Raw genomic sequence first — 25,505 nt, 5'->3', positions numbered from 1 at the left:
GGGCATCAGATAACGCCCTCTTCAACGGTGTGCGGGGTGGGCTGGCGCTCGAGGGTTTGCGCCACTTCTAACAGGCTGGCGGCGCCGAACAACTGGCCCATGGGCAGTTCCAGGCCGAGGCGGCTGCGTAGCATTTCGAGAAACCGTGTGGCCAACAGGCTGTCGCCGCCCAGGCGGAAAAAGTTGTCGTGGCGCGACACGCTGGGCACGTTGAGTAACTGCTGCCACAACTCGGCAACCAACTGTTCAGCGCCGCTCAGCGGGGCTTCATCCTGCGCCGGGCGGGCCTGGGCTGCAGCGGCCAGCGGCGCGAGCAAGGCACGGCGATCGACCTTGCCGTTGCTGCTCAGGGGCAGGCGATCCAGCACCAGAATCTGTTCCGGGCGCATATAGGCCGGCAAGCACTGCTCCAGGTGCAGGGCCAGCACCTCGGCGCAGGTACTGGCGGAGACGGCGGCGAGCAAGCGCTGGTCCGCGACCAACGCCACGGCCTGGTTCACGCAGGGATGACGGACCAGGGCGGCTTCAACTTCACCCAGCTCGATGCGATGGCCACGAATCTTCACCTGGGTGTCGGCGCGCCCCAGAAATTCCAGCAAGCCGTCCGGGTGGTAGCGCCCCAGGTCGCCGGTGCGGTACCAACCGTCGACAAAACGCTCGGCATTCAACTGCGGTGCATGACGGTAGCCGCGTGCGACGCCGGCGCCGCCGATCCACAACTCGCCGGTGACCCAGTCCGGGCAGTCGCGACCAAGGGCGTCCACCACGCGGTAAGCCTGGTTCGCCAGCGGCACGCCGTAGGGGATCGAACGCCAGCCCGGCAGCGGCTGCCGCACCTCGAAATGGTTGGACCAGATCGCCGCTTCAGTCGCACCGCCGAGGGCGATAAAGCGGCAGTTCGGGGCTTGTTGTCGCAGGCGTTGCGGCAGGTCGAGGCCAATCCAGTCGCCCGACAACAGTGCCACTTTCAATGCCAGGGGTTGCTGCTCCAGAGCGTTGGCTTCCAACAGCATATCGAGCAATGCCGGCACGCTGTTCCACAGGCTCACGCGGTGCTGTTGCAGGGCCTTGAGCCAGGCGCGGGCATCACGGCGCTGGTCTTCGTCGATCAATACCAGGGCGCCGCCTACCGAGAGCAGGCCGAACAGGTCATACACCGACAAGTCGAAGTCCAGCGCCGACAGCGCCAGGCCACGGTCTGACGCATCGATGCCGTAGCAGCGGTTGATCTCGGCCACGGTGTTCATCGCGGCGCGATGGGTGATTTCCACGCCCTTGGGTTGGCCGGTGGAGCCGGAGGTGTAGATCACATAGGCCAGTTGGTTGGCGCACACCGCCAGCGGGGCCAACAGCGGTTCAGCGCTTTGCGCCTGGGACGGCTTGAGATGTTTGACGCCCGGCAGTTGCGGGTCGTGCTCGGCGAGGATCAGGCTGACGCCGGCCTGTTGCAGGATGCGCTGGCACCGCTGCAACGGTTGGTCGACACCCACCGGCAGGTAGGCGGCGCCGGCGGCCAGCACCCCCAGCACACTGGCGAGCTGTTGCGGCCCCTTGGCCAGGGACACTGCCACCAGGTCACCGGCTGCGACGCCTGCGTCCATCAGGCTGCGGGCGATGCGCAGCGCACGCTCGGCGAGTTCGCCATAGCTCAGGCTGCCCTGCTCGCCCCACAACAATGCGGGGCGTTGCGGGGTGTGGTGCGCGTGCTGGAAGAAGCCCTGGTGCAAGGTTGAGTCACGCGGCACGCCGGGGCCAGGGGCATTCAGTCGGGCGCGCACCTGTGCCTGGGCCAGGGGCAGCAAGTCCGGCGGGGCGCTGTCCCAGACGTGTTCGGCCAGCCAGTTGAGGCTGTGCAGGTAGGCGTCGAACATCGCTTCCACGAGCCCGTCGGGAAACAGGCCGACCACCCGGTCCCAGTTCAGGGCGATGCCGCCGTCGGCTTCCACCACCTGATGGTCGAGCCACACCTGCGGGGTCTGGGTCAGGCCGAATACCTGTTTGGCGAACGGCCCGTCCACCGGCGCGGCAGTGCCATCCGGCACCCCCAAGGCGCTGGTGAAGACCACCGGCATGCTGACCTGTTGTTCGCCGCTGCTGCGCGCCAGTTGGCGCAGCAAACTCACCGAACCGACGCAGCGGTGCTCCAGGGCGTCGCCTAGATGCTGCTGGGTGCGCCGTGCGCGGTCGATCCAGCGTTCGCCCGCCACGGGCACATAACCGAGCAGGGTCAGGGAGGTGAAATCGCCCATGACCTGATCGATCTGTGGGTGCACCGCACGGCGGTCGAACAGCGTGAGGTTGAGGCTCAGGTCCGGGCGCGCACTCCAGCGCCCGAGGGTTTCGGCAAATGCACAGAGCAGCACCGCCGAGGCGGTCAAACCATGCTGTTGAGCCTTGGCCAGGATCGCTCGCCAGGCATCGGCGTTGACCTGCCCTTGCAGGCGTTCGAAACGTGGCTGGCCCAGGCTGGCGGGGTCGGCAGCCAGGGGCAGTTGCGGGTGCGGCGGCAGTTCGGGCAAGCGTGCCTGCCAGAAGCGTTGCGCGGCGTGCAGTTCGGCAGGCTCCACGCGCGACTGCATTTGGTAGTCACGAAACGACAGTTCCAGTGGCGTCAGGGCCAGCGTCGGCTCGCGGTATAACGCGTCGAGTTCGGCATAGAACCGCAGGATGCTCAGGGCGTCGAGGATCAGGTTGTCCAGGCTGATCGCCAGGCGTGTATGGCGGCCCTGGGTCACCACCTGCACATCGAACAGTGGCCATTGGGCCGGATCGAATACGCGGTGGGCACAGTGTGCGCGCAGTGCGTCGAAGCTGGTGTGGCGCTGGCCGATCACGAAGGTGGGCACCTGTGGGAGGATGCGCGCCTGGCCCGCGTGATCGAACACCGCGCGCAGCATTTCGTGGCGCCCGATCAGGCGCCCGAGGGCGTGTTGCAGGCGCGGCAGGTCGAGGTCTTCGACCTCGTATTCGCGGTAGAAGTGGCAGCTCACGCCGCCCAGCACCAGGCTCGGGTCACGGCCTAGCCAGTAGGCTTGCTGCACCTCGGTGATGGGGAAGGGCGCGTGGCGCTGGGCGATGTCCGGTACCAGGCTGCGCTGAGGCTCGGCCTGGGCCTGTTGATGCAGGCTGGCACAAAACTGCGCCAGCACCGGCTTGGCGAATACCTGGGCGATGCGTGCACCGCCCAAGCCTTGCTCGGCCAGCAGGCGCACCAGGCGTGTGGCGCTCAGGGAGTCGCCACCCAAGGCAAAAAAGTTGTGCTCGCGGCAGACTTCGCCACAGCCAAGTAACTGCTGCCAGGCTCGGGCCACCTGTTGTTCGATGGCCCCGCAGGGCGGCGACAGCCGGGCCGTGGCAGCGCCGCTATGATCGGCCAGCCAGCCGTTCAGCGCCTTGCGATCCACCTTGCCATTGGCGGTCAACGGCCACTGTGCACAGCCAAGGATCAGGCTGGGAATCATATAGGCGGGCAGGCGCTCGGCCAGGCCCGGCAGCTCCAGCGCAGTAGGGTGCGCCGGGCCTTTCGCCAGACGCACCACCGCCGCCAGGTGCTGGCCGGCGAGCAGCGCCACTGCCTGTTCGACGCCGGGGCAGGCCAGCAACGCATGCTCCACTTCACCGGCTTCGATACGGTAGCCGTGCAGCTTGAGTTGGAAGTCGTTGCGCCCAAGGAACTCGACGGTGCCGTCGGGGTGGTAGCGCGCACTGTCGCCGGTGCGGTACCAGCGCAGGCCCTGATACTTCACAAAGCGTTCGGCACTGCGCAGCGGATCACCCCGATAACCTTCGGCCACCCCGGCACCGCCGATCCACAGTTCACCGGCCACCCAGTCCGGGCAGTCATGGCCATGCTGGTCGACGATGCGCAGGCTGACGTTGTCCAGTGGCTTGCCGTAGGGCAGGCAGTGCCAGTCCAGCGCCTGGCCGGGCACGACTTCGAACAGCGTCGAGTGAATCGCCGCTTCCGTCGCACCGCCCAGGGCCATGAAGCGGCAGCCGGGGGCTTGGGCCCACAGGCGCGGCGCCAGTTGCGGCGCAACCTTGTCACCGCCAAGTAATACCGCGCGCAGCGGCAGTGGAGCGTCGGCGCAGCCAAGCAGCATGTCGAGCAGCGCCGGCACACAATTGAGCACGCTGGCGCGGTGCTCCATGGCCAGTTCGCGCCAGCGCAGGGCGTCGCGTTGCGCGTCGGGCTCGATCAGGATCACCGCCGCACCGCAGGCCAGCGCGGCAAACAGATCGAACACCGACAGGTCGAATTCCAGTGCGGAGAGCGCCAGGATTCGGTCGTTATGGTTAAGCTGCAAGCGCCGTTGCAGGTCCTCCAGGGTGTTGGCGGCGGCCAGGTGGCTGATCTCCACGCCCTTGGGTTCACCGGTGGAGCCGGAGGTGTAAAGGATGTACGCCAGGTCGCTGATCGCCCCGGCTCGTGGCGCCGGCAGTGCGCTGCCAACGTGCGGCAACTGGGTGAGCAGCAAGCGTGCGCCGGAGGCATCGCAGATCTTGCGGCAACGCGTGGCAGGCTGGTCGACGCCGATGGGCAGGTAAGTGGCGCTGCACGCAAGGATGCCCAGCACCGCGATCACCTGCTCGGGGCCCTTTTGCAGTTGCAGGGCCACTACGTCACCGCGCTGCACGCCTTGGCCTTCGAGGTAGGCCGCGACGCCCAAGGCACGCTCGGCCAACTCGCCATACGTGATGGCGCAATCGCCGTGCAGCAGTGCGGGCAGCATCGGCGTCAATTGCGCCTGGGTAAAAAAACGCTCGTGCAGGCGCTCGACCGGTAGCGCTACCGATTGGCCTTGGGCGGCGCTGCGTACGTCAAGTTGGCGCGCGGGGATCAGTGCCGGCACTGGCTGATCCCAGGCCGTGGCGTCATGGCACAAGCGCTGTAACAGGCCGGTATAGGCGTCGAACAGCCCGTCCAGCACGCCATCGGCAAACAGCCCTTCACGGGCGTCGAGGTTAACCAGGATGCCGCCGTCCAGCTCGGTGACCTGGGCGTCCAGCCACACCTGCGGGCCCTGGGAAATGATCCATGCCGGCTGGCCGAAACTCGCCTGTACGCCCTCGGCGAACAATTCCCCCAGGCCCAGGGCGCTGGTGTACACCACCGGCGCCAGCACTTGCTCGCCGCGATGGCGCGACAGTTCGCGCAACACCTCAAGCCCCGAAAACGCGTTGTGCGCCGCATCGCCATGGAAACGCCGTTGCAGCGCTGTGGCGCGGGCGGCGAAGGTGCCGACCACACGGCCATCCCAAGCCAGCAGGATTGATGAGGTGAAGTCGCCGACTAGGTACTCGACATCGGCATGCAGCGGCGTGCGGTTAAACAGCGGCAGGTTGAGCAACAGCTCGGGTGATTCGCACCAGGCGCCGAGGGCTTCGCAAAACACTGCCGCCAGGGCCATGGCCGGGGTAAGGGCGTGCCCGCGGGCGTGGCGTTCAAACGCCTGGCGCTGGGACGGCGACAACCAGTGGTGACGGCGGCGCACCTGACGCTCATCGCCTTGGGCCTTGATCGGCAGGCGTGGCGCGCCGGGTAACGCGTCCAGGCGCTGCAACCAATAGTCGCGGGCTTGTCGGTGGCGTTCACGGTGCTCAGGGCTGGCCTGTTCCTGGCGCAGGTCGGCCAGGTAGCGGGGGAAGCTGTAGTTCAGCGCGGGCAGCGGTTGTTGCCGATACAACTGCACCAGGTCGCCCAGCAGGGTACGCAGGCTCAAGGCGTCGGCGGCGAGCATGTCGAGGTTCAGGTGCAGGCGCGTGCCTTGGGGCAATAGCGATAACTGGATGTCCAGCACCTGGCCGTGTTCCACCGCCAACTGGCGATGGGACAACTCGGCGCGCAAGGCCTCCAGTTGTTGTTGCACCTGTGCGGCATCGGCCTGGCGCAGGTCATGCACCTTCAGCCCTGCCCACGGGCTGCGCGGCAGGATCTGTTGGCGTCCATCGTCGAGAAACTGCGCACGCAACATTGGGTGGCGTGCCAGCAGGGCATGCACCGCAGCTTCCAAGCAGATCGGATCAACTCCGTGACCGTCGAATTCGTTGTAGAAGTGCGCGGCTACACCGCCCAGCGCTTGGCCAGGTCCACGGCCGATCCAGTACGCGTGTTGCATGGGCGCCAGCTCGAAGGGCAGGCCGTCGTCCGCACTGTGATGGATGGGCGCCGGGGCAGCGGGCGCGCCGTCAAGCAGCGCCAGCCAGGCGCACAGGCGTGGGTCGGCCACCAACTCGGCGAAACGTGCGGCCAGGCCCTGGCGTCGCCATTGGCCGGCGAGGCGGATCAGGGTGACGGAATCCAGCCCCCATTCGATCAGGTTGGCCTCCAGGGGAATCTGGTCGGCGGGCTGGCCCAGGGCTTCGGACAGGGAACGGCGCAGCAGTGTTGCGGTTGAGGTGCTGGAAGTGGCCATGGCTCAACGTCTTCTCATCGCTAGGGCCCGGGCCGGGGTTGGCCCAGGCGCTGGGGGCAGGTCAATGCGTGGAAGGTGATGCTAGTCATTCTCATTATGTGGACTACCCGGATCGAATCGTTTTTGCCCCGTATCCGTTTGCCAGGCACGGGGCAGGGCGTGGCGGCGGTGGGGCGTAACGCCGATCACTGCGCGGGATGCGGTTGGAAAATGACTTGAATCGGGTAGAGCCGCGCCACCGGCCTTGACTACCGTCGCTCGCCGCCCTTTTGCAGGGCTCGTCCTTGATGGAGTTGTGGATGTCAGTCAATTCAGGTTTACAGGTGCGCGGTTTGTGCAAGCGCTACACCAACGGCGTCGAAGCGCTGCGCGGCGTGGACCTGAGCGTGGGGCCGGGCATGTACGGTTTGCTTGGCCCCAATGGTGCGGGTAAAAGCAGCCTGATGCGTACCTTGGCGACCTTGCAGCTACCGGATGCGGGCAGCATCCAGCTCGATGGCGTGGATGTGTTGGCCGACTCCGAGCATTTGCGCCGCCGCCTGGGTTACCTGCCGCAGCAGTTGGGCGCCTACCCTGGGGTGAGTGCGCGGGATTTGCTCGATCGGTTTGCCTGGCTAAAGGGCCGTACCGACACCCGCCAGCGTCGCGAGGAAGTCGAGGGCCTGCTGGCCAAGGTCAACCTGCAAGAAGCCGCGCACCGGGCGCTCGCCACGTATTCGGGGGGCATGTTGCGCCGCTTCGGCATCGCTATGGCGCTGATCGGCTCGCCGCGCCTGCTGATTGTCGATGAGCCCACCGCCGGCCTCGACCCGGCCGAGCGCAACCGCTTTCACCGGGTGCTGGCGGATGTAGCCGCCGAGTCCATCGTGTTGCTCTCGACCCATATTGTCGAAGACGTCGAGAACCTGTGCAGCCGCCTGGCGGTACTGGCCGGTGGGCGGATTATTGTCGAGGGCCACCCGGCGGACTTGCTCGGCGCCGAGCAGGGCCGCTTGTGGGAAGCCTCGTTCGGCCGTGGTGAGCCGCTGCCCGCCGCCTTGCATGTGGCGGCCAGCCCCGCCGGCAGCCGCGTGATCGTACACGGCGAGCGCCCGGCTGACCCGCGCTTCACACCCCACGCGCCGCGCCTGGAAGACATCTATTACCTGGCGCTGGCCCAGGCCGGTGAGGCGCTCGAGGCATGAATACTTTTGCTCTGTTGATGCGCGAGGCCTGGGTGGAAGTCCGCGCCGGGCTACGCAGCGGGATTCCGTTGCTGGTGTTCCTGGGCTTGACCGGCTATTTGCTGATGTCCCTGACCAATGCCGACTACGTGCAGAAAATGGGTGCCAGCGACATTGCACGCAATGCGCCGAGCCTGATCTACCTGATGTCCTGCGGTTGCATGTTTTTTCTGTTTTTCGCCTGGGCCTGGGTGTTCGCGCAACCGGCCTTGCGCGACCGCAAGGCGCAGTTGGAAGAGGTGTTGTTGGCGTTGCCGCTGTCGCTGCCGGCGCTGCTGTGGGGGCGCTTTATCGGTGCGGCGTTGGTGGGCGGCTTGCTCGCCAGTTCGCTGATTGTCGGCTTCCTGGTCAGCCCGGTACTGGGCTGGCTCGGCTGGGTGCCGGCGGCCAGTATCGGTGCGCCAATGTGGTCGGCGCTGGGGTTTGCCTGGGTCGCCTTGCTGTTGCCGGTCAGCACCGGGATCGGTGCGTTGTATTACCTGCTGGCGTTGCGCAGCCGTGGCCTGGCGGCACCGTTCGGGTTGGCGACGGTGTTGATGCTGTTGTGGATGTTTGCCGTGGTGGTGCTCAAGGGTGGGCATATCAACCCGCTGTTGGCCGCCAGCCTGGACCCGTCATTGTTTACCTTTGCCCAGGCTCAGGTGGAGACTTGGAGCGCCGCGCAAAAGTCCCAATCGCTGCTGGCCCTGACTCCCGGGTTCTGGCTTAACCGTGTGTTGTGGTGCGCGGTGCCGCTGCTGTTGCTGGCCGTCGTATTGGCCCGCACCACGCGCCAGGGCTTGATGGGCAAGCGTAGCGGGGCGGTATTGGCCGAGCCGCCGATGCTGCTGGCGAGCGCGGTGACCTTGCCTGGCCCGCTGGTGAGCAGCCAGTGGCCGCGCGCCTTGTGGTGCGAGGCACGTTGGCAGGTACGCCAGTTGTTCGCCCGGCGCATCTGGTGGGTGGCGCTCGGCTTGCTGTTGGTGATGGGCGTGCTCAGTGGCTTTGTCCATGGCGTGTGGCATGCGCGTGGGCCGATGGTGCCCCGGGCGGATCTGACCCTGCCGTTGATGTCGAGTGCGTTGTTTCTGGTGATCGCGTTTATCGTCGCAGCCCTGGTCGGGCTGGTGTGCCGACGCGATGACGTCGAAGGCTTTGGCGCCATGCTGCAGGCGACGCCTGCGCCGTCCTGGCTGCGTTTGTTGGGGCGGGTGGCCTGTGTGCTGATAGCGACACTGGCCCTGGCGTTGGTGCCGGGCCTGGCCAGCTTGCTGATCAGTGCGATTGTCGCGCCCGACAGCCTGGCCCCGGGTTTTGTTCTGGTGTATCAGGCGCTGGTGTTCGCGCCGCCGCTGCTGGAACTGGCGATGCTTGCGGTGCTGGTGCACGCGCTGATTCGCCGCTCCGGGCTGGCCTATGCCACTTCGATGCTGCTGACGTTTTTCCTGGTGCTCAACCATGAGTTGGGGTTGGTCAGTTACCCGGCCTATGCCATGGCGATCCCGGCGCATGTGGGGGTGTCGCTGCTGACCGGTTGGGCGCCATGGCTGGCGTTTCTCGCCACCTTGGCCAGTTGGAAACTCGCCGGTTGCCTGGTGTTGCTCGCGGTGGCGGCACTGGCCTTGCCCCGTGGCCCGGAGCGTCGGCGGTTGAGCGATGTGCGCCGTGGTTTACTCGGCTTGCCCGGTGCGTTGCTGGCCCTGGGCATCGTCGGCTTGCTCGGCAGCGGTGTGCTGTTGCAGCGGCATCTGGTGGAGCAGGGCGAGTACCAGTCCGTCGCCGAGCAACGCGCCGAACGTGCCGACTGGGAACAGCGCTGGGTGCCTGGGGCGAGTGCCTGGCAGGTGGCGGGTGGGCAGTTGCAGCTGCAGGTTGACTCGGCGGCGCGGCACGTCGTGGGCCAGTGGACTTTGGACGGGGTGGTCGCTGCCCATCTGGATGCCGAGTTACCGCCGAGCCTGCACGTGACGGCGGTCAGCGTGATGGGGCGACCGGTTGCGTTTGAACAGGCCACCGAGCATCTGCGTGTGCCCTTGGACGGGTGCGCGGCGAGCGGCTGCCAGGTGGTCTTGAACTGGACGGTGAGTGCTGATGGCTGGCCTGCCGAAGGCGAAGCGTTTTGGCTTGGCCCCCAAGGCGTATGGCTGGAAGCGCGCCGCGTGGTGCCGCGCCTGGGCCTGAACAGTGAGCGGCTGTTGCGTGCGCCGGCACAGCGTGACGAAGTCGGTTTGCCCGCCGCGGTGCCGCAGTTGCCCGCGGGGGCGGCAGTGGCAGTAGATGCCGTCGCACCGGCCGGCAACTGGCAATGGCAGCTTGCAGTCGATGGCCAAGCCTTTACCGGCAGCAGCCTGGGGCCATTGGACTTTGCCTACGCCACGCCGGCTCAGAAAGATATCAGTCGTGAGCAGACCGCCCGTGAAGTGCAGGAAGACTTGGACGTGATGAGCGCCTGTGTGGCGCGCCGCCTGGGCAGCTACCCGCGTGTCGTACACCTGAGCCAGTGGCCAGCCGGCATGGGCGCCAGCCGCTTGAGCCACGGCCACCTGCTGCTCAGCCAGTCACCCAATTGGGACGTGGCAGCGGCAGGCGTCGGGCGCTGGGCACGTCGCGCCCACATTGCCGAATTGCTCGCCCGCCAATCGCTGATCGAAGCCAGTAACCTGCGCCAAACCCCCGGCTACCTGTGGCTGAGCCAGGGTGTGGCGGGGGCGGTGGGCCTGCTGTGCGTGGAGGATATCGACGGTGCTCAGGCCCGTGCCGCGTTGGTCAAGCTGACAGCCGATGACCTGACCCGCGCCCTGGGCGACGACGGTGAGCCCGTCGGCACCTTGGCCGATGCCCGCGAACAGGGCTGGGCCGCCAGCTACGCAGCGCTGGTCAGCCTTGACTGGGTCGCCGCACAAACCCCCGAACACCTCACGGCGATGACCGCCCAAGTCCGTCACGGCCAGGGATGGCCAGCCGCGATCCAGGGCCTGCTGGGCGCGCCCTCCGATCCCGCGATTGCCACCGCGCTCAAGCGCTGGGGGCCAGCGCAATGAAGTTGAACCATCCCTGCCTTTTGGAGCTTTGTCATGTCATCTGAACTGTCTATCCAGCCGCTGCGTCGTCCTCTCGGTTGGCGGGCCAACGTATTGACCCAAGCCATGGCGCTGACCTTGTCCAGTCAGATGTGTGCGGCCTATGCCGCTGACCATCAACCGGCCGCCAGCGCCGAAACTATCGAGCTGGCACCGGTGACGGTGAGTGCGCGGTTGAACCAGGAGAGTGCCAAGGATATTCCGTTCGGTCTCTCGGTGCTCGATGGGCAAGCCCTCGAGACCCGGCGCCTGCGTACCCTGGAAGATGCCTTGCGTACCACGCCGGGGGTGGATGTGAACTCCTGGGGCGGCGCCAACGATGCCAACGTACGTATTCGTGGGGTCGGCTCGCTGAACCAGATGAGCATGGATGACGGCTCGGTGGTGCTGAACGTGGACGGGGTGCCGATGTCGGTGCGCAACGCGGCGATGGCGACCCTCGACGTGCAGCAAGTGGAAGTGCTCAAGGGGCCACAAGGCACGCTGTTCGGGCGCAACAGTGAAGCCGGGGCGATCAATGTCACCACGCGCAAACCCACGCGTGAACGGGAAGGCTACGTGCGCGGTGAAGTGGGCAACCAAGGCCAGTTCATGACCGAAGGCGCAGTGGGTGGGCCGCTGACCGAGTCCCTGGCCGGGCGGATTGCGGTGCGGCGCAGCGGCTTTGATAACTGGGTCGACAACCAGCAGGACGGCGACCCCCTGACCCAACCCCGCGACCTGGCCCTGCGCGGTAGCCTGCTGTGGGACAACGACGAAGGCACCACCGGCCTGCTGACCGCCGAGCGCCAGCGCGCCGATCACTACGCCGGCTCGGAGATCCTGCGCCCGTTCGGCAATCGCCCAAGCCTCGACTACACACCGGGCACCTTCAACGGCAACAAGAAGACCAACGAGCGTTATTCCTTCGAGCTCAACCACGACCTGGCCCAGGCCCGGATCACCTCGATCAGCGCCTACACCAGCACCGACTTCAAGGCGATCAAGGGCTACGATCGCAACATCACCCAGGCGTTATATGGTCAACCTTTTGAGTACCTGGTCGAAGACGTCGCCCACGAGCGGGTCTGGAGCCAGGACCTGCGCCTGGGCTCGCTGGCGGATGCCGAGGTGTTCTGGGTAACCGGGGTGAACCTGTCCCGCTCCGAGCGCAGCTTTGATTCGACCAACTTCAGCAACGGCGCCCGGCAAATACGCGATTTCACCACCAACAGCTATGCCGCCTACGGCGAGGTGACCTTCCCGATTGCCGAAGACTGGAAACTCACCACCGGCCTGCGCCACACCTGGGACCGCAAGACCTACGGCGCCGACTACACCGGTGGCGGCAACCTGGTCAGCGACAGCCGCCGCTTGCAGGACGACTACAACACCGGGCGCGTGGCCCTGAGCTACGCGTGGACGCCGCAGACCAATTTGTATGCGGTGTTGTCACGGGGCTACAAGTCGGCCGGGTTCAACGATTACGCCACCTCGATCAAGGACAGCGAGCCCTACAAGGCGGCCAAGGTCAACTCCGCCGAAGTCGGCTTCAAGCATGAAAGCGAAAGCGGTGCGTTGAGCCTGGAAGGTGCGTTGTTCATCACCCGCGTGCAGGATGACCACCTGCTGGGGTACGACTTTAAAAGCATGGCGGTCAGCGCAGTGAATGCCGACACCCGCAGCAAAGGTGCCGAGTTGTCGAGTACCTGGCATATCACCGATGAACTGACCCTGGGCAGTGCCATCAGCTACACCAACGCGGTGGTCACCTCGGATGCGCCAGGTGTTTCCGGTGGTGATGTGGCCAAGGGCAGCCGCGTGCCGGATGTGCCGTTGTGGAGTGGCAACTTCAGCGTGGCCTGGAACAAACCCTTGGGTGAACTGCTGGGCTTGCCGGCGCCGCGCCTGAATACTTTGCTCAATTATCGCGTACAGAAAAATCGTCCGGCTGATCCGCAGAACCACTATGACCTCAAGGGGTACGCCAAGCTCGATTTGCACGTTGGGGTGGAGAGTGGGGGGTCGGAGGTTTATCTGTGGGGCGATAATCTGCTGGATGCGCGGTATGACCTGTATGGGGCGTATTCCACCGATACGGTGTTGACCGGGATGCCGGGGCGCGGGCGTTCGGCGGGGGTTGGGTATAGCTATCAGTTTTGAGGCAGTCCGGCTGCACTCGGTTAAAAATGTGGGAGGGGGCTTGCTCCCGATGGGGGAGTGTCAGTCAGCACATCTGTGACTGATCCACCGCCATCGGGAGCAAGCCCCCTCCCACATTTGGACTGACAGCAGGCTGAATCGCCGTCAGTTCAGAATTGATAGGTATAGCCTACGCCCAACGTACGCCGCCGCGACGGTGCCCCGTAAGCCACCGGCTCACTGTAGAAACCATAGGTGTCATACGTCTGGTTCAACAGGTTGTCGGCAAACGCATACACCTCTCCAAACTTGCTCTCCAGCCCCGCCCGCAGGTCGAGTTTCTCGTAGTTATCCAGGTTGAAATGATTCTGCGGATCGGCCGCGCGCTCACCCACCAGGTGGTAGTTGAGGCTGGTGTTGAGGGTGGTTTCACCAAGGCTGGCGACGCTGCCCAACGGATGCTTCCAGCTGGCGTTGAAGTTGCCGCTCCAGCGTGGCACGTCCGGGGTGCGGTTGCCGGCGGCGACGTCACCGGCCTGGATGCCTTGCACGCCGCTGGTGATCTTGGCGTCGAGGTAGGTGGCGCTGGCGGCCAGGGTCAGGCCGTAGTCGAAGCGCCAGGTGCCTTCCAATTCGGCGCCGCGGGTGCGGGTGTCGGCATTGAAGGCATTGGTGGCAAAGGTCGCGGCGTCATAGCCGAGCAAGTGATCGTCGTGTACACGGGTGTAGAACAGCGCGCCGTTGAGGCTGCCGCGACGGTCTTCTGTCTCGCTCTTGAAGCCCAGTTCGGCGGCCTTGCTGACGGCGGCTTTGTAGGGCGCGCTGTCGCTGACCTGGGACGCATAGTCATTGAACCCTCCGGACTTATACCCCCGTGCCAGTTGCACGTAGACGTTGGTCTGCGGGGTGATCGCATAACTCAGGGCGGCGCGACCGGTGGCGTAGTGGTCGGTGAGTTTGCGCGAGTCATCCACAGCGCTCGAGCCTGCGAAATATTGGCCGTTGTAGGTCTTGCGGTCCCAGGAGTGGCGGTAGCCCGTGGTGAGTTTCAGGCGTTCGGTCAGCGGGAAAGTCACTTCGCCGTAGCCGGCGTAGGTGGTGGTGGTGAAGTCGCGGAACTTCGCGCCGGAGGTGCCGTAGGTATTGCGCGGGGTATCGTAGCTGCGCTCGTTGCGGCTGGCGGCGACGCCGGCGACCCAGAACACGTCGGAGTCTGGCAGTGAACCCAGGTGCACGTCCTGGCTCCAGCTGCGCTCAAAGGATTTGTCCACCACCCAGAACTCGCCGGGCGTGCCATAGAGCGCGCCCATCAGTTTGCTGTCGTAGGCGATCAAGCCGGTGAAGTCGGCAGTGCCGGTGGCGGTGGTGGAGGTCAGACGGCTGTTGGCGAAGTCGTGATCGACTTTGATCATGTAGCGCTCGGTGGTCTTGTCGTTGTCGTCGAACAGGCCGGGAGTCAGGTCCAGGCTCGGGTGGCTGCCGTAGGGGCGCAACACCAGGGAGTTGGTGGCGCGTTCGGTCTGCTGGCGTTCGGCGCTGAACAGCACCTGGGTGTCATCGTTGAGGTCCCACAACAGGCTGCCGCGATAGGCCTCGTTGCGCGGCTTGGTGATGGGGTGGTGGGTCTGGTCGTTGTCGATCCAACTGTCGTAGCCGGCACGGCGCACTGCCAGTCGGCCGCTGAAGCTGTCACTGAGCGGCCCGCCGATGGCGCCCTCGGTGAGAAACTGGCCTTTCTGGCCGACTTCGCCACGCACATAGCCTTGCAGTTCGCGGGTGGGTTGGCGGGTGGTGATATTCACCGCGCCGGCTTGGCCAATGGCACCGGACAGAGTGCCCTGCGGGCCCTTGAGCACTTCGATGCGGTCCACGTCGAGGGTGCCGAAGCCCAGGCTGCGCGACGACACCGGCACGCCGTCGATATTGAACGCTACCGAGCTGTCGTCCATGGACATCTGGTACAGCGAACCCACGCCTCGGATCAGCACGTTGAAGTCATTCGGCCCGCCGGATGAATTGACGCTGACCCCGGAGGTATTGCGCAGGGCGCTTTCCAGGGTGTCGAGGCGTTGGGTACGCAGTTGCTCGCCGCTGATCACACTGACGCTGATTGGCACTTCCTTGGGATCTTCCTTGCCCATGCGCGCGGTCACCGTCGAGGCGGGCAGTTGCAGCGGCTCATTGTTGGCGGCGAAAGCTGAATGGGTCAGTGTCAGTGCAATTGCTATTGTTATACTATTACGTTTGTAGCAAGATTGGCGGGTAGCCGTCGTGTTGCATCGTGCAGACATGATGGGACCTTGACTGAGAATTCTGATCGGCGCGCGTTGCGCAGGGCAGCGGCGGTTTGGCGTAGCGTTTGCGGCGCGCCAAATGCTAATAATTATCAATTGCGCACATCTACCCCGATGTGATCTGATTCGAGCCGTATCCGGTCAGCCAGGAGATTTACGATGTCAGCCGTTCAAGGAGGCGCAGGAGAGCCGATGCCGGTCTCGCGAATCATTACGGGAGGGTATGGAAGCGATCTCGGGCCTGGGGCGCATTGTCGGGTCACCCGCATGACGCTGCAGGAGGGCCTGGATATCGTGCGCTGGCAAAGCACCTTCGAGCAGCCGGTGGAACTGCCGTTGCAGGACGACAGCGAATGCATTCATTTCAGTTTCACCAACCTGCTCAAGGGCAAGGCGGCGTGCAGCTTTCGCGATGGGCGTCGGCAACGGCGCTATGCGATTGACGAGGGCGCAGGCAGCATCAGCTTTGGTCGCTGCCGCCATGGCCTTTATCACCAGCACGGCGAGATTGACAACATCACCGTCATGATCCGCCCCGAGCTGCTAGCCCAGTGGGAGCTGAAACTCGACCCGCTGCTGCACAAGGCGTTGGCCTGTGAGCAATGCTTTCTCGACGGCCATCGCAGCGGTGAAATGAGCGCCACTGCACACATGCTCGGTTTGGCCATGGACCACGGTACCAGCCTGCCGCCCGCCCAGCCACGCAGCAGCCTGTGGTTGTACGGGCAAAGTGTCACGCTGGTGAGTTTGTTCCTCGAAGCACGTCAGGACGCGCAATGCTCCTGCCGCGTCAGCCACACCGACCGCCAGCGGCTGGTGCGGGCCCGCGATCGATTGCTCGAGGACCTGGGCAAGGCGCCGAGCCTGTCGGAGTTGGCCCGCGAATCCGGCTTGAGCCAGCCCAAGCTTACCCGCGGGTTTCGCCAACTGTTCTCCAACAGCGTCTACGGCGTGTTCCAGCAGATGCGCATGATCCAGGCGCGCAGCCGCTTGATGAACGGCAATGAATCGGTGATGCGTATCGCCTCGGACCTGGGCTATGCCAACGCCAGTCATTTCGCCACGGCGTTCCGCAAGCAGTTCGGGATCAACCCATCGATGCTCAAGAACGGTGGCCGTGGCAAATCCCTGGGGGCCGGCTGACGCTGCCGGTCAGAACACCGCTTTGACCTGCAGGCCCAGCACCAGCGCGTTGTCGATGTTGCCACCGGAAAACGCCCCCGGTTCGATGATGTATTGCACATCCGGGCGCAGGGTCAGCCACGGCGTGGCCTGATAGCCATAACTGAGTTCGATCAGCTGTTCGGCAGTGTCCAGGTCGGGATAGGTCGTGCCTGCATTGAACGCTGCCAGCTCCTGCACATCGCGACTGCGGGGGTTGGGCACCGCACGGCCGTAACCCAGGGCGACGGTATCCCGCGGGCGGCCTTCGAACGGCTTGTACAGCACCATGCCCGCGCCATACCACTTGGTGAATGGCGACGCCGCCTGGCTGGCGGCCGAGTACTGGCCGAAGGCGTGCAGGCTGCGACCTTGCGATGACTCGGAAGCCCACACGGCTTGATCGATCAGCAGGTAATGCCCACCGCGACCGCTGACGGTTTTATCGCTGCCAATGCGCTTCACATCGGAGCTGTCGTAGTAATACCCCAGCTTGTATTCACCCGGCAGTGCGCCGGTGTGCTTGTAGATCAACTCGATGGGCACCACGGTGCCGGTGGTGTGCTTGGGCCCCAGGTGCCAGGCGCGGCTGGAGTTGCCGTTACTGGACGGGTCGACATTGAACGCCGCCACGCGCAGTTGCCAGTTCGGCGAAAAATCATATTTCACTCGCGCGCCCAGATGCGCATTCGGGTAGTTGGCCCAGCCGCTGCCGCCGGACATGTTCAGCGGATGCCCGCAGAAACCGGCGTTCATGAAGTTGCACAGGATGCCGCTGTCCAGGCCGCCAAGGTCGTTACCCATGGCCATATAGCCGAGCTTCACATTCAGTGCAGGAGTAAACAGGCTGCGCTCGTAGCTCAGCTCGGTGAGACGGGTGTAGAGGCCGCCGTAGTTTTCCTGGATCGGCAGGCGGTTGCCGACTAAATCCTCGGAGGCGCTGTTGCCGCGCCGGTCATTGATGGTCAGCTGGATACGGTCGCCATTGTTGAAACCGTAGAGCTTGCCCAGGTCGAACTGCACACCGAGCTTGAGGTTTTGCGAGTAGCGCGCCGAGCGGTGCTGCCCGCCGTGGGCGTTGTAGGCGGTCTCGCCGCTGTAGTCGCCGGTAAAGCGCACACCTTGTGCGTCGAGTTCGCGGCGCAGGCCGCCCCAGTCGCCGGTCAGGGTGCTGTCGTCGGCTTGGACGGGCAGGGCGGCCGCAAAGGCCAGGCCCAGCACCAGGCGCCCAAAAGGCAGATGAGAAGTAGGGTTCATGCGCGGTTTTCCAGACACAAAGCGCGGTGCGGGAGCACCGCGCAAACAGAGGGGTTGTTACGGCAGGGCGTAGGCGATCACGTAGTCGCCACGGTCGGTGGACTGGCGTGCGCCGCCAGCGGTGACCACGATGTACTGCTTGCCGGTTTTCGGCGACACATAGGTCATCGGGCCGCCTTGGCTGCCGACTGGCAAGCGGGCTTTCCAGATTTCATCGCCATTGCCGCTGTTGAAGGCGCGCAGGTAGAAGTCCTGGGTGCCGGCGATAAAGATCAGGCCGCCTTGTGTCGACAGCGTACCGCCCAGGGTCGGCAGGCCCACCTTGATCGGCAGGTGCATGCGAATGCCCAGCGGGCCGGTGTCTTCAACAGTGCCCACCGGTACTTGCCAGGCGACCTTCTGCGTCTTCATGTCGATGGCGGTCAGAGTGCCGAACGGCGGCGCCTGGCAGGGGATGCCGGCCACCGACAGGAAGCGGTTCTTGTTCACCGCATAAGGCGTGCCCTTGAGCGGTACAGCGCCCATGCCGGTGTTCAACGCTTCACCACCGGAAGAGGCCTGGGCCTTGTTCTGCGACGGCACCATCTGGATCCACAGGCCCAGGCGCATGTCATTGACGAAGATAAAACCGTGCACCGGGTCGGTGGAGATACTGCCCCAGTTCATGCCGCCCAGGGAGCCCGGGAAGCTCAGGGATTTATCGGTGCCTGGCGCGGTGTACAAGCCGTCGTAGCGCATGCCTTTGAAGTCAATGCGGCACAGCAACTGGTCATACGGCGTGGCGCCCCACATGTCCGATTCGGTCAGGGTTTGCGCGCCGATCTGCGGCATGCCCACAGATTTAGGCTGGGTTGGCGAGTAAGGTTCATTGGGAATGTTCGCGGCCTTGACCGCTACCTCCTGCACGTCGGTCAGCGGCTTGCCGGTGGCGCGGTCGAGCACATAGATCTGCCCGGCCTTGGTGCCGATCACCACGGCCGGTACCGCCTTGTCGCTGCCCGGAGGGGTGAAGTCGATCAAGCTTGGCTGCATCGGCAGGTCGAAGTCCCACAGATCGTTGTGGACGGTCTGGTACACCCACTTCTCGGCACCGGTGGAGGCGTCGAGTGCCAGCACGGAAGCACCGTATTTGTGGTTGAGCTGGGTGCGTTCCACGCCGTAGATATCGGTGGACGAGCTGCCCATCGGCAGGAATACCGTGTTCATCAGCGGGTCGTAAGACATCGGCGCCCAACTGTTCGGCGTGCTGCGCACATAGGTGCTGCCCTCGGCCGGTGCTTGCTTGTCCTGCGGATTACCCGGGTCGAATGCCCAGCGCATCTGGCCGCTGATCACATCGAAACCACGGATCACGCCGCCGGGCATGTCGGTCTGGACGTTATCGGCGACGCGGCCACCGACGACGACGGTGGTGCCGGCAATCAGGGGCGCCGAGGACAGTTGGTAATAGCTGTCCGGCACATTGCCCAGGCCGGCTTTCAGGTCAACCTGGCCATGGGTGCCGAAGTCTTCGCAGAACTTGCCGGTGTCGGCATCTACGGCGATCAGGCGCGCATCAATGGTGTTGGTCAGCAGACGACGCTGGCACTGCGCGCCGGCAGGCACGCTGGCGGCAATGATCGGCGAGCTGTTGGGCTGGGTCGGCTGGGCAATCGGCGCGCTGGCGTCGAAATAGGCCATGCCCCGGCAACGCTGCCACACCGCCGATTTAGCGTTGACCTCGTTCTTCCACAGCTCTTTGCCGGTGTCGGCATCCAGGGCGATCAGGTTGTTGTGCGGCGTGCAGATAAACACCTTGTTGCCGATCTGCAGTGGCGTCAGTTGGTCTTCGGCACCGTTGCCGTCGCTGATGGCCACGTCACCGGTGTGATAGGTCCAGGCGACTTTGAGCTTGTCGATGTTGTCGCGGTTGATCTGGTCCAGCGCGGCGAAACGGCTGCCACCTTCAGTATTGCCGTAGTGTGCCCAGTCTTTCTGCGCATCGGCCGCGGCCACCGGGGTGATGCCCGGGCCATTACCGGTGGGCGCCACGCTTGGGTGCGCGACAAACATATTGCCCGCCGCAACCGCTACGCCCACCGCCATCACGGCGGCAATGCCATAGGCGCCGCGTGCAGGCCGGCCGGCCAGCAGCGGATACACCAGCGCCACCACCAGGCCAATCACCGCAAACATGAACAGCCGCGAAAACAGCGGCCAGAACACCAGGCCCACATCCGCCACCGCCCACACGGCGGTGCCCAGCAGGAACGCGGCGAACAACCACGCGCCCGCCGGTTTGCGCCGGGCAATCAACAGCCCAGCGACCGCCATTGCCGCGCCGCCGACCAGGAAATACCAGGAACCGCCCAGGCTGACCAGCTTGGCGCCACCCACGGCGAGTGCCACGCCGAGCAGGGCGATGACCACGCCCAGGCCCAGCAGTAAGAATCTAGAGACGCCAGCGGCGCGCGATGCTCGTTTCATATCGATCAGGACTCGAAGGTGAGAGGGCAAAGCGCGATTTTAGCAATATAAGTAACCAGTTAGTACATTGTGCCTTGCAACAGTCTTTTACAACTGCGGTGATGATCGTTTCAGTCAGGCCAACGCATCACGCTGCATCGACTGCAAATTCTTCTCGATGGTCTCGCAGATACTTTCCATCTGGATCTGGTGTTCGCTGGCGTTGAACGGGCTTTGCAGGTCGGTGCCGATGCGCTCGATGGCCAGCAGCATGAAGCCCACCACCGTGGAAGCCAGCGGCGTGAACCAGCCGAGTGATTCCACCAGGCCCACCGGCACGATCAGGCAGAACAGCGAAATGAACAGCCGTGGGAAGTACACGTAGGGGTAGGGCAGTGGCGTGTTGGCAATTCGCTCCATGCCGCCCTGGGCGTTGGACAGATCCACCAGGGTCGATTCCAGCCGTGCCAGGCGGATGCTGTCCAGGCGCCCGGCCTGGTATTCACGGGCCAGCAACGTGGCGGAGCCGGTGAGGATGTCATTGGCAAAGTTATTGGTGGCACCGCTGCGCGCAAATTCCTCGGCAGGGATAAAAGCCCGCACTTCTTCCGGGCAGGCCTGGCCCTTGAGGTGCGCGGCCAGGCAATTCACATAGGCCACGTGACGGCGCAACAGCGTCGACTTGACCGGGTTCACTTCACCCGGTGTGTCATCTAGCAAAGTCAGCACTTGCCGGGCGAAACTGCGCGAGTTGTTGACCATCGCCCCCCACAGCGTGCGCGCTTCCCACCAGCGGTTGTAGGCGCTGCTGTTGCGAAAGCTGATCAGCACCACCAGCGCCGAACCCAGCAGGGTCAAGGGCATCAGCGGCAGGTTGATCTTGGTAGTGAGAAACAGCATGAAGTCCACCGTCACCGCCACGTCCCACAACAACAGCCAGAACAGGGACCAACCCACATAGCCCATGGTCTTGATGATCAGGCGGTATTTCTTCAGGACGGCAGCTTTCAAACGAGAACCTCGCGGCGGATGGTTGGCAACAATGCCCTGTTACGACGTCGCGGGAGAGGGAAGGTTCGCAGCGCGCTGAATCGATTAGTTGATCGGTCAATATTTGCGGAGAATGTAACGAGAGGTTTCGCGCAAGTGCGTGCCGAAGATCAGTTGAATTCGGAACAACTTTGGTACTGATGACGTCTGGTGCGGCAATCGCTGTACATTGCGTTCGGGGCAAATAGCCATCAACCGTAGGGTTAATGCCGTGATTTGTTTTGGGGCCTGGCTGCAGGGATTTCGTAGCCGAGATCAGTGGAATAAAGTTGGTTGATCAGGGCTCTTTCATGCGTGTCAGTTCGTTGAAGTCAGCTATGTGTAATACCGCGCAAGCACTCGAACGTCATAGGGATTTTGAAGCGTGCATGAGAGCGCATTACCACGTGCTGCTCGTGCCCTATTCGAGACGACCGTTTTTCTACAAGAGTGCACTTAAATACAGCCGCTTGATGGTGTCGTTCGCGTTATTGAGCCAGTACTTTTCCACGCCACTGCCGTTGTTGGCAGAAGTTAAAACCCTGTGCGTGACGCGCAGGTATTGTTCGAAAAACAGCCTGGAATCAATCTTCCTGCTATTGCGGGCGCTGGGGTTCATGGAGGTTGCGCCACACCCCGAAGACAGTCGCTTCAGGGTCTACTCACCCTCCGATGAAGCCTGCCGTGAAGCGCGCTTGATGTTGACGGCCCTCACCGAGTCGTTGGCGCAGCTGTACCCGGAAAGAGAGATTTTCCGGCAGATGCGCGATCTCGATGATCGCGGGTTCCTGGCGCTCTATTTCAAAGGTTTCGCCGTGATCCTCGCCTCCGAGTTGACGGTAGATGTATTGCTGCCTGAGTGTTATTGGCTGGTCAAAAGAGACGCCGGGCATCTGTTGATGCTGGCCATCTATAACGATGCTTTTGCGCCAGACAATGACCGAGCCACCTTCAGGTCGTCTTCCTACCTGGCATTGGCCAAGCAACTTTCCGTGTCCAAGACCCACATTATCCGCATGGTGCAGGAGGGCGTGGAGAAGGGCTATTTCAAGGCCCACTCCAAGACCCGGCTGGAAGTCCTGCCACCTTTCGCCAGTCTGGTAAAGCGCTTCATGGCCTTTTCATTTGCGGTTGGCCTGCATGCTATTGAGATGGGAGCGTAAGGATGCCTACTAACTTGAAGTTGCGGCCCAGGATGCGCGGTTTGCTGTCGCCGGCGGTGACGCAAGCCGAATGGATAGGGATCATTGCCTGGATAGGCATGCTATTGATTCAACCGGCCCTGAAGTTGGATATTTATATGTTGGGCCTTACGGTTGGCCTCTTGGCGGTTTGCCGGCTGCATGCGGTGACGGCGAACTTTCTGTTGTGGCGGATGCTGGGCGTTACTTATATCGTGCTGTTGTCCGTCGGCTTCGCCTATATCGTTCGCTTGAATGAAGAGTTGCGTCTTTATGGCTTGCCGTTGGCTGTCACCCTGGCAGTGGGCAGTGCCATCTTGTTTATCAGTGTCCAGGATTATCTGGCCAGCGCCCTGTTGGTCTGGCTGATTCTGTGGCCGCCGATGCAGGCCGATATATATGCAGGCACCGAGGTGTATCTGCTGATGTTTTGTGCTTCTTCGGTGTCCATCGGGTTTATCTTGAGTTATTCCTACTTGAAAAACCTGCGCTCGGTATTGCTGGTGGAAAGTGAGTTTCGCGCATTGGCCGAAACCGATTACTTGACCTCCATCCTCAACCGACGCGCCTTTATGCAAAGCTTCGAAAAGTTACTCGGCGGTGGTCAGGGTGGCTACTTCATCATGCTGGATATCGACAGCTTCAAAGAAAAAAATGATCTGTATGGCCATGACGTAGGTGACAAGATTCTGCGTGCCATGGCCGTCTGCCTGAAAAACGCCAAAGGTAGCCACAGCTTTGGAAGGATCGGCGGGGAAGAGTTCGGTGTGTTGTTGCAGGGCGATGACCCGGAACTGGCCTGTGACTTTGCCCTGGGCTTGTTGCAGGCGATCCGCTGCAGTGTCGCCGCACCGCATAACTACACCTGCAGTGCGGGCATGGCGCGTTTTTCGCCGGGGGACGAGTTGTCGGCGGTGCTCAAGATGGCGGACAAGAATCTTTATGGCGCCAAGCGCAACGGCAAGGACTGCGTGCATCTGGACGGTGCGCTGCTACAACCGGTCGTGGCCTGACGCGCTGGCGCCCTCTACAGCTGCGACAGAATACTCGCCAGCAACCCGGGAAAGCGGCTCTCCAACTCGTCACGACGCAATGAGTTCATATGAGTGGTGCCCACATTGCGGGTGTGCACCAGGCCGGCGTCGCGTAATACCCGGAAGTGGTGGGACATGCTGGACTTGGGTCGCCCGCCATCGAGTTCACCACAGGTGGCTTCGGGCACGCCGGCCAGGCAGCGCACGATTTCAAGGCGTACGGGGTCGCTCAGGGCGTAGAGCACGCGCTCAAGCGTCAATTCTTGCAGGGTAGGGTGTTTGAAGGCTCGCATGGGGCGGATCATAACAGGGGGGTAGCGTTCAATACCATAGTTCGATTACCATCGAACTATCGAATCACACACCCTTCCCCGGAGTATCTGATGTCCGCTTTGTTCGAACCGTTCAAACTCAAAGACGTTACCTTGCGCAATCGCATTGCCATCCCGCCGATGTGCCAATACATGGCCGACGACGGCATGGTCAACGATTGGCACCACGTACACCTGGCCGGCATGGCCCGTGGTGGAGCCGGCCTGCTGGTGGTCGAGGCTACCGCAGTCGCCCCTGAAGGGCGTATCACCCCGGGCTGCGCCGGTATCTGGAGCGATGCCCATGCCCAGGCGTTTGTACCGATGGTCAAGGCCATCAAGGCCGCAGGTTCGGTACCGGGCATCCAGATCGCCCACGCCGGCCGCAAAGCCAGCGCCAACCGGCCCTGGGAAGGTGATGACCATATCCCGGCCTCCGATGCGCGCAGCTGGGAAACCATCGCCCCGTCCGCCATCGCGTTCGGTGCAAACCTGCCCAACGTGCCGCGTGCCATGACCCTGGACGATATCGCCCGTGTCCAGCAGGACTTCGTCGACGCCGCCCGCCGCGCCCGTGATGCCGGTTTTGAATGGATCGAATTGCACTTCGCCCACGGCTACCTGGGCCAGAGCTTTTTCTCCGAGCATTCCAACCAGCGCACCGATGCCTACGGTGGCAGCTTCGATAACCGCAGCCGCTTCCTCCTGGAAACCCTGGCCGCCGTGCGTGAAGTCTGGCCGGAAAACCTGCCGCTTACCGCCCGTTTCGGCGTGATTGAATACGACGGCCGTGATGAGCAGACTCTCACCGAGTCCATCGAACTGGCTCGCCGTTTCAAGGACGGTGGCCTGGACCTGTTGAGCGTCAGCGTCGGTTTCACCATTCCTGACACCAACATCCCGTGGGGCCCGGCCTTCATGGGGCCGATTGCTGAGCGTGTGCGCCGTGAAGCCGGTATTCCGGTCACTTCTGCATGGGGCTTCGGCACGCCGCAACTGGCCGAAGGCGCATTGCAGGCCGGGCACCTGGACCTGGTTTCGGTAGGGCGTGCGCACTTGGCCGATCCGCATTGGGCGTACTTTGCCGCCAAGGAACTGGGCGTTGAGAAGTCGTCGTGGACCTTGCCGGCGCCTTATGCGCATTGGTTGGAACGCTATCGCTGAGGTAGCCAAGGCAATCGCCTAGACGCTGAAACGTGCCGCGCAGCGCTGCAAAATGTGAGCGGGGCGGCGCGACTGCGCGGGATCACAACGGCGTCAACACATTCATCACCGTATCCAGCGCCACTCGGGTGTCATCCAGTTGCACCAGCGACGCATGTCGCGCACCCAGTGCATCGCGGTTCTGAATCGCGGTGAGGATCGCCTTGTGCCGGGGCAGGCTCAGGCCCTGGATATCCGGGCGGCGGTTGGTGATGTTGATCGACTCACGCAATGGCAGCGAGAGCATGTTGCACATATAGGCGAGCAGGTCATTGCGAGTGGCGTCGGCAATCGCGCGATGGAAGTCCAGGTCAGCCTGCAACAGCTGTTCGTGGGTCTGCGCGGTTTCCATGCCCAGGTAGGCTTGTTCGATGGTGGCGATGTCTTCGTCGGTGGCGGTGGTCGCGGCCATGGCGGCGATTTCCGGCTCCAGGATGCGGCGCACCCCGGCCAGGGTATTGAAGAACTCACTGTGGGGCGTGGACTGCATCAACCAGGACAGCACGTCGGGGTCGAGCAGGTGCCATTTCAAGCGTGGCCGCACCACCGCGCCTACCCGTGGCTTGGAGTAGACCAGGCCCTTGGCGCTCAGCACTCGCGTTGCCTCGCGCAATACCGAACGGCTGACCTGGTATTCCTCGCACAGCGTGGCTTCCATGGGCAGCCGTTCTTCGGGCTTGAAGCGACCGGAAACGATGTGCATGCCCAAGTCCTGAACGATTTGGGCATGCTGGCTCTTGCGCGGCTTGGGCGGCTGGTGATCCATGACGA

14 protein-coding genes are annotated in these 25,505 nt (G+C 63.6%); 7 read left to right on the top strand and 7 right to left on the bottom strand.

The features are described 5' to 3' along the window. Positions 1 to 5 precede the first annotated feature (5 nt). The gene (locus FRT59_RS21145) at positions 6 to 6,416 is read right to left on the bottom strand and encodes a non-ribosomal peptide synthetase (RefSeq protein WP_153872289.1); all 6,411 of its coding nucleotides are present in this window, start codon (positions 6,414 to 6,416) and stop codon (positions 6 to 8) included. 299 nt (positions 6,417 to 6,715) lie between these two features. Between FRT59_RS21145 and FRT59_RS21140 the strand changes: the two genes are divergently transcribed. From FRT59_RS21140 to FRT59_RS21130, 3 genes are read left to right on the top strand one after another with little or no spacing between them, the layout of a single operon-like run. Next, the gene (locus FRT59_RS21140) at positions 6,716 to 7,600 is read left to right on the top strand and encodes an ABC transporter ATP-binding protein (protein ID WP_153872288.1); all 885 of its coding nucleotides are present in this window, start codon (positions 6,716 to 6,718) and stop codon (positions 7,598 to 7,600) included. Then, on the top strand, positions 7,597 to 10,659 hold the full coding sequence (locus FRT59_RS21135; protein ID WP_153872287.1) for a hypothetical protein: 3,063 nt from the start codon (positions 7,597 to 7,599) through the stop codon (positions 10,657 to 10,659). The genes FRT59_RS21140 and FRT59_RS21135 overlap by 4 nt, the downstream gene beginning before the upstream one ends. Positions 10,660 to 10,692: 33 nt before the next feature. Next, a complete protein-coding gene (locus FRT59_RS21130) occupies positions 10,693 to 12,840 on the top strand; it encodes a TonB-dependent receptor (protein WP_153872286.1) in 2,148 nt (715 codons plus the stop codon). A 149-nt stretch (positions 12,841 to 12,989) separates the two neighbouring features. Here the strand turns inward: FRT59_RS21130 and FRT59_RS21125 are convergent, their stop codons facing one another. After that, positions 12,990 to 15,110 (bottom strand): TonB-dependent receptor, encoded by a 2,121-nt coding sequence (locus FRT59_RS21125; RefSeq protein WP_167524303.1) that lies wholly within the window; start codon positions 15,108 to 15,110, stop codon positions 12,990 to 12,992. A gap of 270 nt (positions 15,111 to 15,380) precedes the next feature. On the opposite strand from FRT59_RS21125, the gene FRT59_RS21120 reads away from it, so the two are divergent. Next, on the top strand, positions 15,381 to 16,256 hold the full coding sequence (locus FRT59_RS21120) for a helix-turn-helix domain-containing protein (protein WP_233094218.1): 876 nt from the start codon (positions 15,381 to 15,383) through the stop codon (positions 16,254 to 16,256). 9 nt (positions 16,257 to 16,265) lie between these two features. Here the strand turns inward: FRT59_RS21120 and FRT59_RS21115 are convergent, their stop codons facing one another. From FRT59_RS21115 to FRT59_RS21105, 3 genes are all read right to left on the bottom strand, one after another. Continuing rightward, positions 16,266 to 17,531, bottom strand: coding sequence for a carbohydrate porin (locus FRT59_RS21115; protein ID WP_153872285.1), 1,266 nt, complete (start codon positions 17,529 to 17,531; stop codon positions 16,266 to 16,268). A gap of 57 nt (positions 17,532 to 17,588) precedes the next feature. Then, the gene (locus tag FRT59_RS21110) at positions 17,589 to 19,997 is read right to left on the bottom strand and encodes a glucose/quinate/shikimate family membrane-bound PQQ-dependent dehydrogenase (RefSeq protein ID WP_153872284.1); all 2,409 of its coding nucleotides are present in this window, start codon (positions 19,995 to 19,997) and stop codon (positions 17,589 to 17,591) included. A 114-nt stretch (positions 19,998 to 20,111) separates the two neighbouring features. Beyond that, complete coding sequence (locus tag FRT59_RS21105; protein WP_153838416.1) at positions 20,112 to 20,987, bottom strand: bestrophin family protein; 876 nt, start codon at positions 20,985 to 20,987, stop codon at positions 20,112 to 20,114. A gap of 329 nt (positions 20,988 to 21,316) precedes the next feature. Here FRT59_RS21105 and FRT59_RS21100 point away from each other — a divergent pair, with 329 nt between their 5' ends. Together FRT59_RS21100 and FRT59_RS21095 are read left to right on the top strand one after the other, a co-directional pair. After that, positions 21,317 to 22,168 carry a hypothetical protein gene (locus tag FRT59_RS21100; protein WP_198809726.1) on the top strand — a complete coding sequence of 284 codons (852 nt, stop codon included), beginning with the start codon at positions 21,317 to 21,319 and terminating at the stop codon, positions 22,166 to 22,168. A gap of 2 nt (positions 22,169 to 22,170) precedes the next feature. Further along, positions 22,171 to 23,199 carry a GGDEF domain-containing protein gene (locus FRT59_RS21095; RefSeq protein WP_167524302.1) on the top strand — a complete coding sequence of 343 codons (1,029 nt, stop codon included), beginning with the start codon at positions 22,171 to 22,173 and terminating at the stop codon, positions 23,197 to 23,199. A gap of 14 nt (positions 23,200 to 23,213) precedes the next feature. Here the strand turns inward: FRT59_RS21095 and FRT59_RS21090 are convergent, their stop codons facing one another. After that, the gene (locus tag FRT59_RS21090) at positions 23,214 to 23,513 is read right to left on the bottom strand and encodes an ArsR/SmtB family transcription factor (protein WP_052224569.1); all 300 of its coding nucleotides are present in this window, start codon (positions 23,511 to 23,513) and stop codon (positions 23,214 to 23,216) included. 90 nt (positions 23,514 to 23,603) lie between these two features. Here FRT59_RS21090 and FRT59_RS21085 point away from each other — a divergent pair, with 90 nt between their 5' ends. Then, a complete protein-coding gene (locus FRT59_RS21085; RefSeq protein ID WP_057012441.1) occupies positions 23,604 to 24,695 on the top strand; it encodes an NADH:flavin oxidoreductase/NADH oxidase in 1,092 nt (363 codons plus the stop codon). Positions 24,696 to 24,777: 82 nt separating this feature from the next. Here the strand turns inward: FRT59_RS21085 and FRT59_RS21080 are convergent, their stop codons facing one another. After that, positions 24,778 to 25,500 carry a FadR/GntR family transcriptional regulator gene (locus FRT59_RS21080; protein WP_078049097.1) on the bottom strand — a complete coding sequence of 241 codons (723 nt, stop codon included), beginning with the start codon at positions 25,498 to 25,500 and terminating at the stop codon, positions 24,778 to 24,780. Positions 25,501 to 25,505 lie beyond the last annotated feature (5 nt).

The sequence above is a fragment of the Pseudomonas haemolytica genome, assembly GCF_009659625.1.
GTDB lineage: Bacteria > Pseudomonadota > Gammaproteobacteria > Pseudomonadales > Pseudomonadaceae > Aquipseudomonas > Aquipseudomonas haemolytica.
The sequence above is the reverse complement of the archived record's forward strand: the minus strand, read 5'-3'. Positions and strand labels throughout refer to the sequence as shown.

Coding starts and splice junctions, on each gene's coding strand:
- FRT59_RS21085 (WP_057012441.1), top strand. CDS start 23,604: ATGTCCGCTTTGTTCGAACCGTTCAAACTCAAAGACGTTACCTTGCGC.
- FRT59_RS21140 (WP_153872288.1), top strand. CDS start 6,716: ATGTCAGTCAATTCAGGTTTACAGGTGCGCGGTTTGTGCAAGCGCTAC.
- FRT59_RS21120 (WP_233094218.1), top strand. CDS start 15,381: ATGACGCTGCAGGAGGGCCTGGATATCGTGCGCTGGCAAAGCACCTTC.
- FRT59_RS21095 (WP_167524302.1), top strand. CDS start 22,171: ATGCCTACTAACTTGAAGTTGCGGCCCAGGATGCGCGGTTTGCTGTCG.
- FRT59_RS21090 (WP_052224569.1), bottom strand. CDS start 23,513: ATGCGAGCCTTCAAACACCCTACCCTGCAAGAATTGACGCTTGAGCGC.
- FRT59_RS21115 (WP_153872285.1), bottom strand. CDS start 17,531: ATGAACCCTACTTCTCATCTGCCTTTTGGGCGCCTGGTGCTGGGCCTG.
- FRT59_RS21080 (WP_078049097.1), bottom strand. CDS start 25,500: ATGGATCACCAGCCGCCCAAGCCGCGCAAGAGCCAGCATGCCCAAATC.
- FRT59_RS21125 (WP_167524303.1), bottom strand. CDS start 15,110: ATGTCTGCACGATGCAACACGACGGCTACCCGCCAATCTTGCTACAAA.
- FRT59_RS21145 (WP_153872289.1), bottom strand. CDS start 6,416: ATGGCCACTTCCAGCACCTCAACCGCAACACTGCTGCGCCGTTCCCTG.
- FRT59_RS21110 (WP_153872284.1), bottom strand. CDS start 19,997: ATGAAACGAGCATCGCGCGCCGCTGGCGTCTCTAGATTCTTACTGCTG.
- FRT59_RS21135 (WP_153872287.1), top strand. CDS start 7,597: ATGAATACTTTTGCTCTGTTGATGCGCGAGGCCTGGGTGGAAGTCCGC.
- FRT59_RS21100 (WP_198809726.1), top strand. CDS start 21,317: ATGCGTGTCAGTTCGTTGAAGTCAGCTATGTGTAATACCGCGCAAGCA.
- FRT59_RS21130 (WP_153872286.1), top strand. CDS start 10,693: ATGTCATCTGAACTGTCTATCCAGCCGCTGCGTCGTCCTCTCGGTTGG.